At 65.9% G+C, this 18,209-nt stretch carries 13 protein-coding genes and 1 tRNA gene; 8 read left to right on the forward strand and 6 right to left on the reverse strand.

The window, feature by feature from the left end; all coding sequences use genetic code 11:
* Window positions 1-5: 5 nt before the first annotated feature.
* Window positions 6-2,078 carry a hydantoinase/oxoprolinase family protein gene (locus ITX31_RS05015; RefSeq protein ID WP_194782323.1) on the reverse strand — a complete coding sequence of 691 codons (2,073 nt, stop codon included), beginning with the start codon at window positions 2,076-2,078 and terminating at the stop codon, window positions 6-8.
* Window positions 2,079-2,324: 246 nt separating this feature from the next.
* On the opposite strand from ITX31_RS05015, the gene ITX31_RS05020 reads away from it, so the two are divergent.
* Genes ITX31_RS05020 through ITX31_RS05030 form a run of 3 tightly spaced genes read left to right on the forward strand, consistent with a single transcriptional unit; the run spans window position 2,325 to window position 5,159 of the window.
* Window positions 2,325-3,533: a CaiB/BaiF CoA transferase family protein gene (locus tag ITX31_RS05020; RefSeq protein WP_194782324.1), complete on the forward strand. Its 1,209-nt coding sequence runs from the start codon at window positions 2,325-2,327 to the stop codon at window positions 3,531-3,533.
* Window positions 3,530-4,498, forward strand: coding sequence for a hydroxymethylglutaryl-CoA lyase (locus ITX31_RS05025; protein WP_194782325.1), 969 nt, complete (start codon window positions 3,530-3,532; stop codon window positions 4,496-4,498). The genes ITX31_RS05020 and ITX31_RS05025 overlap by 4 nt, the downstream gene beginning before the upstream one ends.
* Before the next feature lie 10 nt (window positions 4,499-4,508).
* A complete protein-coding gene (locus ITX31_RS05030) occupies window positions 4,509-5,159 on the forward strand; it encodes a GntR family transcriptional regulator (protein WP_194782326.1) in 651 nt (216 codons plus the stop codon).
* A 365-nt stretch (window positions 5,160-5,524) separates the two neighbouring features.
* Here the strand turns inward: ITX31_RS05030 and ITX31_RS05035 are convergent.
* Both ITX31_RS05035 and ITX31_RS05040 read right to left on the reverse strand, forming a co-directional pair.
* Window positions 5,525-5,598, reverse strand: a tRNA-Thr gene (locus tag ITX31_RS05035).
* A 128-nt stretch (window positions 5,599-5,726) separates the two neighbouring features.
* Window positions 5,727-6,605: a DsbA family protein gene (locus tag ITX31_RS05040; protein WP_194782327.1), complete on the reverse strand. Its 879-nt coding sequence runs from the start codon at window positions 6,603-6,605 to the stop codon at window positions 5,727-5,729.
* A gap of 164 nt (window positions 6,606-6,769) precedes the next feature.
* Between ITX31_RS05040 and ITX31_RS05045 the strand changes: the two genes are divergently transcribed.
* The 4 genes from ITX31_RS05045 to ITX31_RS05060 all read left to right on the forward strand — a co-directional run bounded on the left by ITX31_RS05045 (window position 6,770) and on the right by ITX31_RS05060 (window position 11,727).
* Entirely contained in the window at window positions 6,770-8,236 is a 1,467-nt protein-coding gene (locus tag ITX31_RS05045) for an alpha,alpha-trehalose-phosphate synthase (UDP-forming) (RefSeq protein WP_194782328.1), read from the forward strand.
* 5 nt (window positions 8,237-8,241) lie between these two features.
* Entirely contained in the window at window positions 8,242-9,009 is a 768-nt protein-coding gene (gene otsB, locus ITX31_RS05050; protein ID WP_194782329.1) for a trehalose-phosphatase, read from the forward strand.
* 160 nt (window positions 9,010-9,169) lie between these two features.
* Window positions 9,170-10,258 (forward strand): ABC transporter ATP-binding protein, encoded by a 1,089-nt coding sequence (locus ITX31_RS05055; RefSeq protein WP_194782330.1) that lies wholly within the window; start codon window positions 9,170-9,172, stop codon window positions 10,256-10,258.
* Window positions 10,259-10,371: 113 nt separating this feature from the next.
* Window positions 10,372-11,727, forward strand: coding sequence for a DUF4032 domain-containing protein (locus tag ITX31_RS05060; protein WP_194782331.1), 1,356 nt, complete (start codon window positions 10,372-10,374; stop codon window positions 11,725-11,727).
* Between the two features lie 84 nt (window positions 11,728-11,811).
* Here the strand turns inward: ITX31_RS05060 and ITX31_RS05065 are convergent, their stop codons facing one another.
* The gene (locus ITX31_RS05065) at window positions 11,812-12,399 is read right to left on the reverse strand and encodes a DUF4190 domain-containing protein (protein WP_194782332.1); all 588 of its coding nucleotides are present in this window, start codon (window positions 12,397-12,399) and stop codon (window positions 11,812-11,814) included.
* Between the two features lie 204 nt (window positions 12,400-12,603).
* Here ITX31_RS05065 and ITX31_RS05070 point away from each other — a divergent pair, with 204 nt between their 5' ends.
* A complete protein-coding gene (locus ITX31_RS05070) occupies window positions 12,604-14,331 on the forward strand; it encodes a glycoside hydrolase family 13 protein (protein WP_194782333.1) in 1,728 nt (575 codons plus the stop codon).
* A 15-nt stretch (window positions 14,332-14,346) separates the two neighbouring features.
* Here ITX31_RS05070 and ITX31_RS05075 read toward each other — a convergent pair whose 3' ends face one another.
* The gene (locus ITX31_RS05075; RefSeq protein ID WP_194782334.1) at window positions 14,347-15,720 is read right to left on the reverse strand and encodes an FAD-binding oxidoreductase; all 1,374 of its coding nucleotides are present in this window, start codon (window positions 15,718-15,720) and stop codon (window positions 14,347-14,349) included.
* 9 nt (window positions 15,721-15,729) lie between these two features.
* Entirely contained in the window at window positions 15,730-16,200 is a 471-nt protein-coding gene (locus ITX31_RS05080; RefSeq protein ID WP_194782335.1) for an SRPBCC domain-containing protein, read from the reverse strand.
* Window positions 16,201-18,209 lie beyond the last annotated feature (2,009 nt).

Genomic DNA, 18,209 nt, shown 5'->3' on the forward strand with positions numbered 1-18,209 from the left:
GGGGGCTACTCCTTCGAATCTGCGGGACGGATGAGCAGGCTGCCGTGCTCATGGACGGCAGCAGTGTGTCCGGGGAGGACCAGGGTGGTGGAGTCCATCTCGGCGATGATGGCCGGTCCGGGCACGACGTTTCCGGCCAGCAGGCGGTTCCGGTCGTACACCACCGCCTCAACGGTTTCCCCGTCCACAAACAGGCTGGTCCGGGTACGTTCCGCAGCGGACGGGTCTTTTCCGCCGGACTCCAGGGTGATCGAGGCGACCTCAGGATGCGGGCCGTTGACCGTGGCCCGGACCGTGACGAGTTCGTGCTCGTTGTCCAGCAGGAAGGAGAAGAGCCGTAAGTGCTCGGCATCGAAAGCTGAACGCAGGCCCGTGAACCCGGCGCCCTCCCCCGCGGCGAAGGCCGCGTAGTCCAGGGGTACCGGGATCTCGAAGCCCTGGCCGTGATAGCGGACGTCCGCCGAGTAGCCGACCGTGAGGTCCTCTTCCCCCAGTCCCGCGGTGAGCAGGGATTCGCGGGCGGTGGCGGCAAGCTCATCGAGCAGGCCGGCCAGTTCGGAGTCGGTGAAGTCGCTGAACGGGCGCACCAAAGTGCGGGCCGCCTCATCCCGCAGGCTGGTTGTCGCATCGCCGTAGGCGGAGAGCACCCCGGGGGACGGCGGAATGATCACCGGCCAGGCGCCGGTGAGCTTGCCAAGCGCGTTGGCGTGCAGCGGCCCGGCGCCTCCAAACGCAACCAGTGCAAAGTCCCTGGGATCAAAACCTTGCTGGGTGGACACCAGTTTCAGCGCACCAAACATGTTCTCGTTCACGATGTGGACGATTCCTTCGGCGGCCCGCTGGACATCGTTCAGCCCGGTGGCATCGGCGATCGTCTTCACCGCTGCAGCCGCGGCCTCGGTGTCCAGGCCAATCTCGCCGCCGGCCAGCTCGGCAGGCAGGTAGCCCAGCACCACGTTCGCGTCGGTCACCGTTGGCTCAGTGCCACCGCGCCCATACGACGCCGGCCCGGGGGCGGCTCCGGCGGACTGCGGACCGACGCGCAGGGCCTGGGTCAGCGGCGGCACGTGGGCGATCGATCCACCGCCTGCACCCACCGTGCGTACGTCCACGGAGGTGGCACGGACGGTGAGGTCACCCACCGTGGTTTCGCGGCCGATCCGCGGCTGCAGGTTCTGCAACAGTGCCACATCCGTGGAGGTTCCGCCCATGTCGAAGGTCAGGAAATCGGTGTACCCGGCCTGTTCGGCGGCCCAGGCTGCGCCGGTGACGCCGCCGGCCGGCCCGGAAAGCAGCAGGGAGACAGGGTTGTCGGCCGCAACAGCGCCGGAGACGAGTCCGCCGTCGCTGCGCAGGATCGAGAGCTGGGCGTCCATTCCGGCGCCGGTGAGCTGCTCATCCAGGCTGCGGACGTACCCGGAGACCTGGCCCTGCACGTACGCGTTGGCAACCGTAGTGATGGCGCGTTCATATTCGCGCAGCTCGGGCAGCACCACGGAGGACCGGGAGACCGGAACGCCGGGCAGTTCTTCTGCCGCTATCTCAGCGATGCGTGCCTCGTGGTCGCCGTTGGCGTAGGCATTGATCAGGCAGATACTCAGGGCTTCAACGCCGTTGTTCCGCAGTTTGGCGAGCTGGCGGCGCACGTCGTCTTCGTCCAATGTGGTCAGCACTTCCCCGGTGGTCGAGACACGCTCCGTTACCTCAACCGTGTCCTCCAGGTCTGCCAGCGGTTCCGGCTTGGGCCAGATGATCCAGCCGGCCAAGCCGCCGGGAACAAAGGACCGGGCAATCTGAAGCACCTGTCGAAAGCCCCGGGTGGTTACCAGGCCTACCCGGGCACCCTTCTGCTCCAGGATCGCGTTGGTGGCAACCGTGGTCCCGTGCAGTACGTCTTTGACCTCGGCAGGTTCAATACCGGCCGCAGCGCACACCTGCTGGATCCCGTAGAGGACACCCACTGACTGGTCCTGAGGAGTGGAGGACGTCTTGTAACGGTGGGTCTGGCCGGTGTCTTCGTTCACCAGCAGTATGTCCGTGAAGGTACCGCCCACATCAACGCCTAGCCGAAACGCCATCAGTTCTCCTTGGGGATGGTGCCGGGTCCCTCTCGGGAAGGACACGGCGGAGGGAATCCGAGCCGGGGAATGCGCCGCTGTTAGCTGGGTCACATTCGTGGGATCAGGCTAGGTGCGCAGTCAGGGACTGTCAAGGGATTGCATACAACACAGCCCGGCTGTTCGAACTTGGCCTTGACACCCGGAGAGCTGACTGACAAGTTGTATGCAGATTGGCCATGTCCCGCAGTGACGAAGGAGTACTCCATGGCAGCAGAGACGGAACCCGGCGGTCCGCTGACGGGTATTCGCGTCGTCGAAATGGGACAGCTGCTGGCAGGCCCCTTCTGCGGGCAGCTCCTCGGAGACCTGGGCGCGGACGTGGTGAAAATCGAAGATCCGGAACGCGGGGATCCGATGCGGCAATGGGGCCGCCAGCTGCCGCAGGGCGTTTCGCTGTGGTTTTCCGTGGTGGGCCGGAACAAACGTTCGGTGACGCTGAACCTCCGGGAAAAGGAGGGCCAGGACCTCGCCCGGAAGCTGATTTCAGAAGCCGACGTCGTCATCGAGAACTTCCGGCCCGGCACCATGGAACGTTGGGGACTGGGGTTCGAGGACCTGCGGCGGGAGAACCCTGGACTGATCATGGTTCGGGTGTCCGGCTTCGGGCAGGACGGGCCCTATTCCCAGCGTGCCGGCTACGGCGCGATCGGCGAGGCCATGGGCGGGCTGCGCTACGTCGTCGGCGACCCCTCGACGCCCCCGTCCCGGGTAGGCATCTCCATCGGCGACACCCTCGCTGCAATGTTTGCCACCATCGGTGCGCTGGCCGCCCTGCAGGAGAGGAATTCCTCCGGCCAGGGGCAGATCGTGGATTCGGCCATCTACGAGGCAGTCCTGGGAGTGATGGAATCCCTGGTTCCCGAATGGCAGGTCACCGGCTACCAGCGCGAACGCACCGGCGCGGTCTTGCCCAACGTGGCTCCGAGCAACGTTTACCCCACCCGGGACGGACAGTGGCTGCTGATCGCCGCCAACCAGGACACCGTGTTCTCCCGCCTCGCCAAGGCCATGGGCGCTCCGCACCTGGCCGATGACCCCCGGTACGCAACCCACGGCGCCCGTGGTGACCGGCAAAGCGAGCTCGATGACCTCATCGCGGGATTCACCTCGGGCCTCGATGCAGCGGACCTTGAGCCGCTGCTCGAGGAACACGGAGTGCCGTCCGGGCGGATCTTCCGGCCCGTGGACATGTTTTCTGATCCGCAGTTCGCTGCCCGCGGGTCCATAACCGAGGTGGAGCACCCGTCACTTGGCCCGGTGTCCATGCAGAACGTATTTCCGCGGCTGAGCCGCACCCGCGGAACCGTTCGCTGGCCCGGCCCGGAGCTGGGAGCCCACACGGAGGAAGTGCTTGCCGCCATCGGCGTCAGTGGAGACCGGCTGCAGGACCTCCGTGCCCGGGGTGTGGCGTGAGCCTGCCGGGCCTCCCGGCGTCCGTCCGGCTGGTGGAGGTTGGGCTTCGGGACGGGCTGCAGTCGGTACCGGAGCCGCTGCCAACCGCAGCAAAGGTTGAGCTGGTGCAGCTGCTCATCGATGCCGGGGTCCGGGAGATCGAGGCGGTCTCCTTCGCCCACCCGAAAGTGCTGCCCCAGCTTGCCGACGCCGCTGAGGTCATGGCGGCAGTTCCCCGGGTTCCCGGCGTCCGCTACCGCGGCCTGGCCCCGAATTACCGGGGGGCCGAACGGGCAGTGGACTGCGGACTGGATGAACTGGTGGTAGTGGTTTCGGCTGACGAGGAGGTCAGCCTGCGCAACCAGCACCTTTCCGTGAACGAAGCACTCGATGGACTCACGCGCATCGGAAAACTGACCCGGGCCGCCGGCCTCCGCCTGGTTACAGCCGTCGCCTGCTCCTTTTTCGCGCCGGCACGCGGACCGGTGTCCCGCGAGGAACGCCTGCGGGTGGTGGACGCTGCGGTGTCCGCGGGATCGTCCGGAATCTATCTGGCCGGCACCTCCGGACAGGAGGGCCCGGGTGAGTTTTATGACGGAATCCGGGAAGTCCGTGAGCTGCATCCGGGTCTGGAGGTGGGCGTCCATCTGCATAACCGCAACGGCTTTGCCCCGGCGAACGCGCTGGCGGCGCTGCAGGCGGGGACGGACTGGATCGAAGCTTCCTTCGCCGGACTGGGCGGAGACCTGTGGTTCCCCGGCGACCCGTCGGTGCTGGGCAACGCACCTTTTGAGGATCTGGTCCACCTCTGCGACGGACTGGGCGTTCACACCGGGGTGGACCTTGAACGCTACCTGCTGGCAGCCAACCGGGTCGTGGAGCTCACCGGCCGCGCATCGGCGTCGTTCGTGTCCCGCGGCGGCACGCGCGCCCAGCTGGCCGGGGCCCGCTGGCCGGCGGAGGAACCTGCCTCCGGCAAGGGATAACGTAGACCGCATGGACCCTTCCCCCGCCGCGGATCCGGACAGCCCTTACGCCCGGCTGCGTGCCCTCATTGCCTCCGGCGAGGTTGCGCCGGGTTCGTGGCTCCGCGAAGCGGCACTGGCCGAGCGGCTCGGTGTGTCCCGGACCCCGGTCCGCGAGGCACTGAACCGGCTTGCGGCGGAGGGAATCGTTGAGATCAGCCGGAACAAGGGCGCCCAGGTAGTCTCCTTCACGCCCGAGGATGTGGCGGGCCTGTACGACGTGCGGGCCGGCTTTGAACCGCATGCCGCGCTGCTCGCCGTCCCGCGGCTCTCGGATGACGACGTCGACCGGCTGGCAGAGCTGAGCACGGCGATGGAGACGGCGGCGGCGGAAGGCGACATGAAGACGCTGGGCACGCTCAACAGTGAATTCCATGGCCTGTTCGTTGAACGCTGCGGCAACCGGCACTTCGCGGTGGCGCTGCAGACCCTGATGCGTCCGGCGGTGGTGGCGCACACCTTCGGGAAGTACAGTCCAGAAGCGCTGCGCCGCAGCATGCTTCACCACGCGGAGCTCGTGGCTGCGGCCCGGGCGCGCGACGGCGAGTGGGCGGAGGCTGTGATGCGGACCCACATCCTCGCAGCCCGCAACGCAGCGGGGGCCCGCCCGGCGGCCGGCTAGCAGCTTGCCTAAAAACAGGTGCCGGCCCGGAGCCGGTGATTCCACCCCCATGGAAATCACCGGCTTCGGCCCGGCGCTTGCGTCTGTACGTTGTCCTCAATGAGGATAGCGAAGATCGGGATCGGCCTTCGCCGCTTTTGGACACGAATAGATATCAAACAGGTCAGCCGGCCTGTTTTCCTGCTGTAGACCCCGGGGAGACTAGGGCGATGCCGAAGTTTCCCAGCGTTCCGCTCCACGACGGCTGACAGTTTTCAGCTTAAGTTTCAGCGAAAGCGTGTCGTAAACGTGTAGCGGGCTCGTTTCGTCCCATAAGAAAACCCCTCCTGATCGGGCGTTTTACCTGATCAGAAGGGGTTTCACGGAGCCCCCTGCCGGATTCGAACCGGCGACCCCCTGTTTACAAGACAGGTGCTCTGGCCAACTGAGCTAAGGAGGCGCGGGCCGTTGCCGGCCCGCGGCGTCGTACTCGCAGTACAACAGCGCTAGACAAGATTAGCCCAGCATGCCCGCCGGAACGAAACCAGGGATGGTTTCCTTCCGGCGGCCAGCCGGACCGGGGTGGAACTAGGAGGAAGCCTCAGCCTTGTTGCCGTCGATGGCTGCCTGGACCGTGTCCACGAAGGAGTTCAGGTCCGCTTCGGCGCCGTTGACGTAGACGGTCGGGGTGCCGCCTACCTCGGCTGCGCGGGCCAGGGCGTCGGAGTACTTCACGTACGTGCGGAAACCGTCATTCTGGATGCAGTCCGCGGCGTCCGAAGCACCAACAGACTCCGCCATGTCTGCGAGCGCGGCGTTGTTGATTTCACCGGAGGCATGCTGGGCGAAGATCGCCTTCATGAAGTCCCAGTAGGACTCCGGGTTGGTGTCAGCGACACATGCGGCAGCGTTGGCGCCGCGGGAGGAATAGTTGGTCGGGGAGCCGCTGTCCAGGAATGCCACCGTGCGGTACTCGAGGGTCACCTCACCTGCGTCAAGCCAGGTCTTGACCTGGTCCGAGTAGGTGGAGGAGAAGTCGGCACAGTGGACACAGTTGATGTCCACGTATTCAACGATCTGCACCGGCTCGCCGGGAGCGGCAGCTTCAACGCCTGCGGGAACGGTGTCACCGGCCTCATTCGTGGTGGTCGCTTCCGGAAGGTTGTTCACGTCCACCTCACCTGTGTCCGCCGGTTCCAGCGAGGTTGTGGAGGTCAGCGTGAACCCGCCATTGACATTGCCGGTGGCCGGAGCCGGTCCCGCGTCGGGGATCCCGCCGCGGACACTGTTGACGACAATCACAGCAACGACCACCAGAACGGCGACGATTCCGGCAACGATTCCCCAGCGGGTCAGCAGTTTGTTGCGGCGCTCCTTCTTCAGCTGTGCCTCACGCAGGGCCCGTGCCTTCTCGCGGGCCGCGGCCTGGCGCTCGGCCTTGGTGACCTTGGGATTCCGGTCGGTCATAGTTCCTTCTGTCTCTTAAACGGCCACCGTCGGGCGGCATCAGGTACACGGTCTTCAGGGACAACGATAATCCCTGCACCTCCCCGTCAACGCCCGGAGTGGGTACAAAGGTTCCCCTGTTGGATAGAGTGGCGAACAAAGAAGTCAACTGAGGAGTGCAAAAAGTGAACGCTGTTGCCGCTGAATCGAAAACTGAGATTTCAACGGACGGGTACGGCGATTACGACTTCATAGTGGTCTCCAACCGCCTGCCTGTGGACAGGGTGGCGGACAACGGTTCTGAGGGCGGGGACAAATGGCGCCGCTCCCCCGGCGGGCTGGTGACGGCACTGGCGCCGGTCATGGCAAAGGCCGACGGCGCTTGGGTGGGCTGGCACGGCGCCCCGGACGAAACGCTGGAACCGTTCGACCACGGCAATATGCACCTGCGCCCGGTGCCGCTGAGCTCCTCCGAGGTGGAGCTTTACTACGAGGGCTTCTCCAACGCCACGCTCTGGCCGCTGTACCACGACGTCATTGCACCGCCGGAGTTCCACCGAACCTGGTGGGACTCCTACCGCACCGTCAACAGGCGCTTCGCTGAAGCCGCTGCGGAGGTTGCCGCCGAGGGCGCCACCGTGTGGGTGCAGGACTACCAGCTGCAGCTTGTCCCGCAGATGCTGCGCAAGGCCCGCCCGGACCTGAAGATTGGCTTCTTCAACCACATTCCCTTCCCTCCGCTGGAAATTTTCGCCCAGCTGCCGTGGCGGCGGGACATCATTGCGGGCCTGCTGGGCGCAGACCTGATCGGTTTCCAGCGGCCCAGCGACACCGCCAACTTCCTGCGCTGCGTGCGCCGCTTCGCCGGGCACTCCGTACGCCAGCAGCAGGTCCACATCACTGACGAGGAAGGCAACACCTACGTCTCCCGGGCCGAGGCCTTCCCGATCTCCATTGACGTGGACCAGATCACCGAACTGGCCCAGCGCGAGGACATCATTGAGCGGTCCAAGCAGATCCGCCGCGAACTCGGCAACCCGAAGGTCATCCTGCTCGGCGTCGACCGCCTGGACTACACGAAGGGAATCAGCCACCGTCTGAAGGCCTACGGCGAGCTCCTGGAGGACGGGCGGATCAGCGTGGAGGATGCGGCACTGATCCAGGTGGCCAGCCCCAGCCGCGAGCGGGTGGAACAGTACCGCCTGCTGCGCGAAGAGGTGGAAGGCACCGTCGGCCGCATCAACGGCACCTACGACACCATGTCCAACACTGCCATCCGCTATCTGCACCATTCATACCCAGTCGAGGAAATGGTTGCCCTCTACCTGGCATCGGATGTCATGCTCGTGACCGCACTGCGCGACGGCATGAACCTGGTGGCGAAGGAGTATGTGGCAGCTCGGACGGAGAACACCGGTGCCCTGGTGCTCAGCGAGTTCGCCGGTGCTGCGGACCAGCTCCGCCAGGCCGTGCTGGTCAACCCGCATGACATCGACCGGCTGAAGGACGCCATCGTCTCCGCCATCCAGATGCAGCCGCGCGAAGCCCAGCGCCGCATGCGCCTAATGCGCCGCCAGGTGCTGCAGAACGACGTCGAGCGCTGGTCACAGAACTTCCTCAACGCCCTGCGCCTGGAAGGTGAGCAACAGTGATACCCATGGACCTGCGCTCGGCCCTTGCTACGCTCGCGGCCACAGACCACCTGTTGGTCGCCGTCGACTTCGACGGCACCCTGGCACCCCTGGTGGAACGGGCCGAGGACGCCCGTCCGCTCCCCGCCGCGGCGGCGGCGCTGCGGTCCCTGGCCGGTGTGCCCCAGACCGCGACGGCGCTGATTTCCGGGCGCGCCCTGGACAGCCTGCGGGAAGTGGCACGCCCCGAGCCGGAGACCCTGCTGGTCGGCAGCCACGGTGCCGAGACCTGGACAGGCCCCAACGCGGCGCCCCTGCAGCTCACCCCGGAGCAGGCAGACCTGCTGGCCCGGGCCCGTGCCGCCGTCGAGGAGGTGGCCCGGTCATGGGACGGCTGCAGGCTTGAAGACAAGCCGGCTGGCGTAGTCCTGCATACGCGCAGCGCTTCCGACGACGACGCCGCCGCCGCGGTGGACGCTGCCCGCTCACGGCTCCAGGAGCTGGACGGAGTGCAGGTCACGGACGGCAAGCGTGTCCTGGAGGCCTCCGTAGTGCACGCGAACAAGGGCGAGGGCATCGCCGCGCTTCGCGAGCTGACAGGTGCCACGGGGGTGCTGTTTGCCGGAGACGATGTCACCGATGAGCGGGGCTTCGCCGTGCTGCAGGACGGCGACGTCAGCATCAAGGTGGGAGCGGGCGATACCGCCGCGCAGTTCCGGGTTGAGTCCCCCGGGGAGTTCGCCGAAGTTCTGGAACACCTGCACGAACTGCGCCTCGCCGCCGTCGGGAATTAACCTCCCGGCTGCCTGTTTTGCTTCGCGCCGCTTGACGGACGTGGCATACTTGCCAGCAGCGGACGCTTTCCGTGGCGCCCGTCACTGCTGTTTCACAACTGAACATCCACCCATTCACAACGGATCGTCGGGCACGTACCTGCCCGTGAAGGGAAATATCATGGCAACGGTAACGTTTGACCAAGCTACGCGTCTGTACCCGGGCACCGATCGCCCCGCAGTCGATAACCTCAGCCTCGAAATCGCCGACGGCGAATTCCTCGTGCTCGTTGGCCCCTCGGGCTGCGGCAAGTCCACCTCACTGCGCATGCTCGCAGGCCTGGAAGACGTGAATTCCGGGCGCATCCTCATCGGCGATCGTGACGTCACCGATGTTCCGCCAAAGGACCGCGACATTGCCATGGTGTTCCAGAACTACGCCCTGTACCCGCACATGTCCGTGGCGGACAACATGGGCTTTGCGCTGAAGATCGCCGGTGTTCCGAAGGAGGAGCGCCTGGAGCGTGTCCGCGAGGCGGCCAAGCTGCTGGACCTCGAGGACTACCTGGACCGCAAGCCCAAGGCACTCTCCGGCGGCCAGCGCCAGCGTGTTGCCATGGGACGTGCCATCGTGCGGAACCCGCAGGTCTTCCTCATGGATGAGCCGCTCTCCAACCTCGATGCCAAGCTGCGCGTGCAGACCCGCACCCAGATCGCGTCCCTGACCCGGCGCCTGGGAGTTACCACCGTGTACGTCACCCACGACCAGGTTGAGGCTATGACCATGGGCGACCGCGTTGCCGTGCTGAAGGACGGCGTGCTGCAGCAGGTTGACACTCCCCGGAACCTCTACGACAAGCCGATGAACGTCTTCGTGGCCGGCTTTATGGGCTCCCCGGCGATGAACCTGCTCGAGCTGCCGGTGACCGAGGGCGGCGTAACGTTCGGCGGCACGGTGTACCCGGTCCCCCGCAGTATCCTCGACGCCGCTGCCGGCAACACCGTGACCTTCGGCGTCCGCCCGGAAGACATGGATGTGGCACCCGACGGCGAGGGCCTGAAGGTCGAAGTGGATGTGGTCGAGGAGCTCGGTGCAGACGCGTTCGTCTACGGACACACCTTCCTGGACGGCCAGGAGCACGAGATCACGGCCCGCGTGGATGCCCGCAGGCCCCCGGCCAAAGGCGACACCCTGTTCGTGACGCCGAAGGCCGGTCATGTTCACCTCTTTGACACCAGCACCGGCAAGCGACTTGCTGACGAAGCGTAGCCTTTAGCAACAGTGTGCGCGTGCGGTGGCCGATCCCCTGATCTAGACTTCAGGAGAAGGCCACCGCACTGGTTTAACCCCCATCCCAGCGCCGATAGAAGGCATCAAGGTCCATGACAGAAGCACCGCGCGCCAACTGGCGTGATGAACCAACGAACTGGGAGCAGCACGGCAAGCTCCCCCGCAGCCACAGCGAAGCGACACAGGAACCGCTCGGTTCGCTGAACATCACCGCCGCTTCCATGGATCCGGCGCTCCTGGACCTGCCGTGGTCAATCCCGCTGGAGGACTGGCCCAAGGAGAACCTCGCCGCCCTGCCCCGCGGCATCTCGAGGCACGTCGTCCGCTTTGCCCGCATGGGCGATTCGCTTATTGCCATCAAGGAGACCAGCGAGCACGTGGCCCGGCAGGAGTACCACATGCTGCGCAAGCTGCGGCGGCTGAATGTTCCCAGTGTTGCGCCGGTGGCGGTCATAACCGGACGCCAGGATGCCGAGGGCAATGAGCTGGCACCCGTGCTGGTGACGCGCCACCTGCGCTTTTCCCTGCCCTACCGCGCAGTGTTTTCCCAGACCCTCCGTGAAGTGACGCTGACCCGCCTCATCGACGCTCAGGCGCTGCTGCTGGTACGGCTGCACCTGGCGGGCTTCTACTGGGGCGATGTTTCGCTCTCGAATACGCTGTTCCGCCGTGACGCCGGTGCCTTCGCCGCCTACCTGGTGGATGCCGAAACGGGTGAACTGTACCCGGAGCTCTCCCGGGGGCAGCGCGAGTATGACCTGGAGATCGCCCGTGTGAACATCGCCGGAGAGCTAATGGACCTGGCTGAGGGCGGCCTGGTCGAGGAGAGCATCGACCCGCTGGCCACCAGTGAACGCATCATGGACAGCTACCGAAATCTCTGGGCTGAACTCACCGAGCAGGAGTCCTTCGAACTCGGTGAACGCTGGCGCGTCAACGTACGCATCCGACGCCTCAATGAGCTGGGGTTCGACGTCGACGAACTCACCATCCGCACCACGCCGGACGGCTCCCAGGTGCAGCTCCAGCCCAAGGTGGTCGACGCCGGCCACCACCAGCGGCGGCTGCTGCGCCTCACCGGGCTGGATGCGCAGGAGAACCAGGCCCGGAGGCTGCTGAACGATCTTGACTCCTACCGGGCGGACAACAACCCGCAGATGGACGAGGAACTGAGCGCCCATCTATGGGTCACGCAGGTCTTCGAACCGATCGTGAAATCCGTGCCGCGGGAGCTTGGCAGCAAGCTGGAGCAGGCCGAACTGGTGCACGAGGTGCTGGAGCATCGGTGGTACATGTCGGAGAAGGAGAACCGCAACGTCCCCATGGCAGAAGCGGTCCAGTCCTATCTGGACAACGAGCTGCGCCACCGCAGGGATGAGGCGGCGATTCTGCTCAATCCGGATACCACCACCATGCGGATCCTTGAAAGCGGCGCCTCACCGGGATAGCGGCACAGCTCTCCAACGACGGCAGGCCGGGACCTCACGGTCCCGGCCTGCCGTCAATGGCGGAGTTGTACGTCCATGGCTTAGCTAGAGGGACTGCTGGAAACCGTCAACGCCGCACTCGTAGATTTCGCCGTCCACGACGTGGGTTCCGGGACCGAGGTCGTCGCAGACCTCGATGAGCGTACCCACCTGGTCCATTGCGAAGACAAAGATCGCAATGGTGGCAATGACGGTCAGCACAAAGACAACCCCGCCGATGATGATGCCGGCAAGGGCAGGCCCATTGCTCATCTTGGCTTTCCGTGACTGGACAAGTCCCACGATGCTGAGGATCACGCCCACCAGGGAAGCGAACGGGATGAAGAACAGGCAGGAAAGGATCAGGCCCACAATGCCCATGGTCTTGCCCGGCTGCTGCGCGGGCGCCTGGTAGTTCCCGGGGTAGCCGTAGGGCGACGGCGGAACACCGTAACCCGCGCCGTAGTTCGGCTGGTTGCCGCTGGCTGCTTGGCCAACGGCCGGCTGGTTTGGCTGCGGCGGCCGGTTTGGCTGTGCCGGCTCGTTCGGCTGGCTTGGCTGGGCCGGCCCGTTCGGCTGGCTCGGCTGGGTCCAGCGCTGATCCTGCTTTTCCCCGGCGGGATCGCCCGGGACGTCGTTGCGGTTCTCTGACATGCTTCTCCCGAAAAGTGGTGTTGTGTGGGGGTTCGAAAGCCAGCCTATCGTGTTGCACCGCCAGCAAACATTGGCGGATTCCAGCCTGACGTGCGGCGATGAGCTGTGCGGCTTCTCACGGGCGCAATTCGGCACAAGCTGGCGGACAACCTCGTTTAAGGTGGTGTACCAATACCGCACGAGACAAGAGGGATGATTCTGTTCATGGACAATGCTCCCGGCGTACCTGTCACGCGAAACGGAGAACTCCGCCTGGTTCCGGTCCATGAAGCCTCCACCGGGCGTGAGAGGCAGTGGTGGCGCTCCTCGGTGATCTACCAGATCTACCCCCGCTCCTTCCGCGACCTGCGCGGCGACGGCATCGGCGACCTGCCCGGCATCACCGCCGAAATCCCCGCCCTCGCAGAACTGGACATCGACGCGATCTGGCTCTCCCCCTTCTACGTCTCCCCGCAGAAAGACGCCGGCTACGACGTCGCCGACTACTGCGACGTCGACCCGCTCTTCGGCACCCTGGACGACTTCGATGCCCTCGTCACCGCCGCCAAAAACCACGGCATCCGCGTCATCGTGGACCTGGTCCCCAACCACTGCTCCGAGGCGCACGCCCTCTTCCAGGCAGCCCTGGCCGCACCGGAGAACTCCCCCGCCCGGGACATGTTCATCTTCCGCGACGGCACCGGAGAACACGGCGAAAACCCGCCAAACAACTGGCAGTCCCACTTCGGCGGACCCGCCTGGACCCGCGTCCACAACCCCGACGGCACCCCCGGCCAGTGGTACCTGCACCTCTTCGACTCCTCCCAGCCGGACTTCAACTGGGACAACCCGGCCGTGCACGACGAATTCGAACGCGTCCTGCGCTTCTGGCTCGACCGCGGCGTCGGCGGCTTCCGCGTCGACGTCGCCCACGCCCTGATCAAGAAAAGCGGGCTCCCGGACTGGGGCGGCCGCGCCGACGGCGCCTCCTCCGACGGCTTCCCCGGCGAGGCAGCCCCCATGTTCGGCCAGGCCGGCATCCACGACATCTACCGCTCCTGGCGGCGGATCCTTGACGAATACGACGGCGACCGCGTGCTCTGCGCCGAGGCGAATGTTGATCCGCTGGACCGGCTCACCGATTGGGTCCGTTCCGACGAAATGCACCAGACCTTCAACTTCGCCTACCTCAGCCATCCGTGGGACGCGGAGGAGCTGCGCCGCATCATCACCACCAGCCTCGAAGCCTTTGACAAGGTCGGCGCCCCCACCACCTGGGTGCTCTCCAACCACGACGTCGTCCGCCACGTCACCCGCTTTGGCCTCAAGGGGAATGAACTTCGGCTCGGAGACGGCATCGGTCCGGATGACTTCCAGCCGGATCATGAACTGGGGCTGCGACGGGCCCGGGCAGCGACGCTGCTGATGCTGGCACTCCCCGGCGGCGTCTACCTCTACCAGGGTGAAGAACTCGGCCTGCCGGACCACACGTTGATCCAGGAAGAGTTCCGCCAGGACCCCACGTTCCACCGGTCCGCCGGGGTGCGGGTTGGCCGCGACGGTTCCCGGGTGCCCCTGCCCTGGCGGGCCAACGCGCCGTCGTACGGGTTCAGCTCCACCGGCAAGTCCTGGCTGCCCCAGCCCGACCTGTGGGGAGCCAACTCCCGCGATGTCCAAAAACGCAATCCGGACTCGACGCTGAACTTCTACCGGGATGCCCTCGCGCTGCGGCGGGAACTGAACCTGGGCCACGGGTCCCTGGCCTGGTGGCCCGAACACGACGCCGAGGGGCTGGTCGCGTTCGTCAACGGGAACGTCCTGGCCGTAATGAACATGGGAACAGAATCCGTGGAACTACCGGAGCTCGAGGTTCTCTGTGAAAGCTCCCCCAGCGCCATGGAGCTAACAAGGCTGCGTCCCAACCGTGCCGTCTGGATGCGCGTCCCATCCTAGGAACTGCGTGCCCGCCTAAACCGCAGGAATCGCTTTCCCTGGATTGAGGATTCCCATTGGATCGAAAACGGCTTTGATCTGCTGCTGAAGCGCCAGCACTTCGGCCTGCTGCTCCTGCGGCAGCCAGCGCAGCTTGAACTGCCCAACACCGTGCTCGCCGGTAATCGTGCCGCCCATGCGCAGGGCAACTGTGATGGATTCGTCCAGGGCGGCATTGAGCCGTTCGACGCCGTCGGCGCCCTCCTCTGAAGCGATCCAGAAGGTGGGGTGCAGGTTGCCGTCACCGGCATGTGCCACCACCTTGAGCTGCACCCGGTGGTCCGAGGCCATCCGCTCCAGTTCGGCAACGTAGTGCACCAGCTGTGACCGCGGCACGGCGACGTCCTCGCCTACGCGGATCTCATGCTCGACGTCGTCCCCCCGACTGTGCCTTCGCAGGTCCAGGAGCCGCTCGGCTTCCTCCGACCCCTCGCTGCTGACGGTACCGCCGAGTTCGGTGAGGACTGCCCGGACTGCGGCTGCCTCGGCTTCGGCGCCGAATCCATCCGTCTGGATCAGGAGCAGCGCGCCGCCGCGCGCACCCAGGTCAGAGCCGTGGGCGCCGTCGAGCGCCGCCATGGTGGCGCCGTCGAGCAGTTCCATGATGGACGGCTGGACCCGTGCGGCGCCGACGGCCAGCACTCCTGCTGCGGCGGTGCGGAAGTTGGGAAAGAATGCCGCGACGGTCCGTACGTCGCTGGGCAGGTACCGAAGCCGTACTGTCACGCCCACCACAATGCCCAGCGTGCCTTCGGATCCGGTAAAGAGTCCGGTCAGGTCGTAACCGGCCACGCCCTTGAAACTCTGGTGTCCGGTGTGGATCAAGGTGCCGTCGGCCAGCACCACGTCCAGCGCAAGCACTGAATCCCTGGTTACGCCATACTTCGCGCAGCGCAGGCCTCCGGCATTGGTGGCGACGTTGCCTCCGATGGTGGAGATCTTGTAGCTGGCCGGGTCCGGCGCATACATCAGGCCATGCGGCTTCACCGCTTCGTTGAGGTCGGCATTGACCACCCCCGCTTCTACGACGGCCAGTTCGTCACCGGGGCGGATAGCAAGGATGCGGTCCATTTTCTCAAGACTCAGGATGATGCAGTTGCGGGTGGCGTGCGCTCCGCCCGATACCCCGGTTCCGGCGCCGCGGGGAACGACGGCGGTGCCGGTGCGCGAAGCCCAGCGTAGGGTTTCCTGCACATCGGCTACCGATTCCGCCCAGACGACCGCGAGGGGATCGATGAGTTCCTGCACCGGGCCCTGGTCCCGGGCATACATTCTCAGTGTCTCCGGGTCCGTATCGATGCGGATGCCGGGGATGGACACTTCCAGGTCATGCAGGGCAGGCGAGCTCATGGAAGAAGGCTACCGGCCGCCCATGAAACGGCCATAACGTTGCAGAACGTTGCGCCACAGGGCTTCTGCTTCCTCGCGCTGACCTGCGCCGTCTAGGACAGCATCAAACCCGGTGTGTGTGATCGTCACTGCCGTACCCGCCCCTTCAGCGGAGAAGCTAATGGTTACCGTGGCGGAGCCGGTACCCGGGTTCCAATCCAGCTCAAGCAGTTCGCCCGGCCGGATCTCCCGGACCTCAGCATGCGTAACCGTCTCCTCTTCCTCACTGGTTTCCACCAGGGCACCGCCTTCGAACTCCACGTGCGTGCCTTCGCCGAACGCCGTGAAATCCGCAGGCCACCACAGGTGCGGGTACTCGTGGAACCCCCGGAAGGCCTCATCGGTTTCACGGGGAACCAGGCAGGTCTCCACTACGTCAGCTCTCGGCTCACGGAAGTTGGCCGGCTCAGGTTCCGGGGCATGGGAGAAAAGCGATGTCATCTTCCCAGCCTACGCAGTCTCGCTGGCGGCGCTCCACCGGGTTCGGCTTTGGTTCCCAGCTGGCGTGATGGGTGATGCCCGTGTGACCGCCGCCCGTCGTGGTTCTTCAGCCGCTGCGGAGGTATTTGTGTGGAAGACTCACCGCCGACGGTGGTTCCCAACCGTCGTGGCGGCTGGGCCCATGGGATTCTCCGGTATCCGTGGTTCCCAGTCGTCGTGGCGGTTGATGCCTAAGGGACTCTGCAGCATCCGTGGTTCCCTGTCTTCCTGGCTGCTGATGCCCATGGGACTCTCCGCCAACCGTGGTTCCCAGCCGTCGTGGCGGAGGTGGCCCGTGAGGTTTTCCGGCTCCCGCGCTTCCCTACCGTCGTGGCGGATGTTGCCTAGTGTGGTCCAGGGGGTGAACGGATGTCACAGAGGGTGGGAGCCCGGCCGGGCGGCTGCCTCTGGGCGGGGTGCGGCGGCCGGGAACGAGTCCTCGTGGCGGGGGCGGCGACAGAGCTTCCCAGCCGTCGTGTCGGCTGATGCCCAGGGGACTTTGTGCGCACCGTGGTTCCCGGCCGTCGTGACGGTTGTGGTCCGTGAGGCACTCCCCTGCGATGGTTCCCAACCGTGGTGACAGGTGTTGCCGCATGTGGCCCCGCTAGCACCAAGTTCCACAAAGGATGGGAAGCGCGGGCGTGCCGGACTAGGGGAGGAAGGAGAAAGGATCCGGGACGGTTGCCGGGCCGGGCCGCCGCCCTCGACGGGGCGCGGTGGCTGGAACGAGGCCTCGTGGCGGGGACACCTACCGTGCTTCCCAACCGTCGTGGCGTCTGATGCCCATGGGACTCTCCGCCAACCGTGGTTCCCAGCCGTCGTGGCGGAGGTGGCCCGTGAGGTTTTCCTGCTCCCGTGCTTCCCTACCGTCGTGGCGGATGTTGCCTAGTGTGGTCCAGGGGGTGAACGGATGTCACAGAGGGTGGGAGCCCGGGGCGGGAGACGTCCTCCGTGCGGGGGGCGGCGGCCGGGAACAGGTCCTCGTGGCCGGGCCGGCGACAGTGCTTCCCAGCCGTCGTTGCGGTTGATGCGCATGGGACTCTCCTCCATCCGTGGTTCCCAGCCGTCGTGGCGGCTGATGCCCATAGGACTACGCACCATCCATGGCTCCCAGCCGTCGTGACGGTTGTGGTCCATGAGGCACTCCTCTGCGAAGGTTCCCACCCGTGGTAACAGGTGTTGCCGCATGTGGCCCCGCTAGCAGCAAGTTCCACAAAGGATGGGAAGCGCGGGCGTGCCGGGCTTAGGGAGGCAGGAGAAAGGACACCGGGACGGTTGCCGGTCCGGGCCGCCGCCCTGGGCGGGGCGCGGTGGCTGGAACGAGGCCTCATATCGGGGACACCTACCGTGCTTCCCAGCCTTCGTGGCTTTGACACCTGTAAGGCACTGCACCATCCGCGCTTCCCATCCGTTGTGATGGAGGTGGCCCGTGAGGCATTCCCCGGGGGATGGTTCCCTGCCGTCGTGACGGTTGTTGTCTGGTGTGGTCCCGGGGGTGAACAGAAGTCACAAGGGGTGGGTGTAAGGTCCGGGCCGCCGCCCTCGACGGGGCGCGGTGGCTGGAACGAGTCCTCATATCGGGGAGACCTACCGTGCTTCCCAACCGTCGTGGCGTCTGATGCCCATGGGACTCTCCGCCAACCGTGCTTCCCGGTCGTCGTGGCGGAGGTGGCCCGTGAGGCACTCCCGTGCGATGGTTCCCGCCCGTCGTGACGGTTGTTCCCTGCTGTGGTCCCGGGGGTGAACGGATGCCTCAGGGGGTGGGAGCCCGGGTCCAGGCCGCCGGCCGTGGACGGCAGCCCCGGGCAGAAACCACAGCCGGGCAGAAACCACACCCGGGCAGAAGCCGCAGCCGGGCAGGACCGGCGCGGGCAAGGCATCAGCCGCGGGTTCCCGGTCCAGGGCCACAGGCCATGGTCCAGGGTGAGCGCACGGCAGCCAGACAAGACGAGAAGCCAGAGAAGGCAGGC

Origin of the sequence: Arthrobacter gandavensis, from assembly GCF_015355785.1 — a bacterium.
Taxonomy (GTDB): Bacteria; Actinomycetota; Actinomycetes; order Actinomycetales; family Micrococcaceae; genus Arthrobacter_B; species Arthrobacter_B gandavensis_A.

Coding starts and splice junctions, on each gene's coding strand:
- ITX31_RS05015 (WP_194782323.1), bottom strand. CDS start 2,078: ATGGCGTTTCGGCTAGGCGTTGATGTGGGCGGTACCTTCACGGACATA.
- ITX31_RS05020 (WP_194782324.1), top strand. CDS start 2,325: ATGGCAGCAGAGACGGAACCCGGCGGTCCGCTGACGGGTATTCGCGTC.
- ITX31_RS05030 (WP_194782326.1), top strand. CDS start 4,509: ATGGACCCTTCCCCCGCCGCGGATCCGGACAGCCCTTACGCCCGGCTG.
- ITX31_RS05040 (WP_194782327.1), bottom strand. CDS start 6,605: ATGACCGACCGGAATCCCAAGGTCACCAAGGCCGAGCGCCAGGCCGCG.
- otsB (WP_194782329.1), top strand. CDS start 8,242: ATGGACCTGCGCTCGGCCCTTGCTACGCTCGCGGCCACAGACCACCTG.
- ITX31_RS05055 (WP_194782330.1), top strand. CDS start 9,170: ATGGCAACGGTAACGTTTGACCAAGCTACGCGTCTGTACCCGGGCACC.
- ITX31_RS05060 (WP_194782331.1), top strand. CDS start 10,372: ATGACAGAAGCACCGCGCGCCAACTGGCGTGATGAACCAACGAACTGG.
- ITX31_RS05065 (WP_194782332.1), bottom strand. CDS start 12,399: ATGTCAGAGAACCGCAACGACGTCCCGGGCGATCCCGCCGGGGAAAAG.
- ITX31_RS05070 (WP_194782333.1), top strand. CDS start 12,604: ATGGACAATGCTCCCGGCGTACCTGTCACGCGAAACGGAGAACTCCGC.
- ITX31_RS05075 (WP_194782334.1), bottom strand. CDS start 15,720: ATGAGCTCGCCTGCCCTGCATGACCTGGAAGTGTCCATCCCCGGCATC.
- ITX31_RS05080 (WP_194782335.1), bottom strand. CDS start 16,200: ATGACATCGCTTTTCTCCCATGCCCCGGAACCTGAGCCGGCCAACTTC.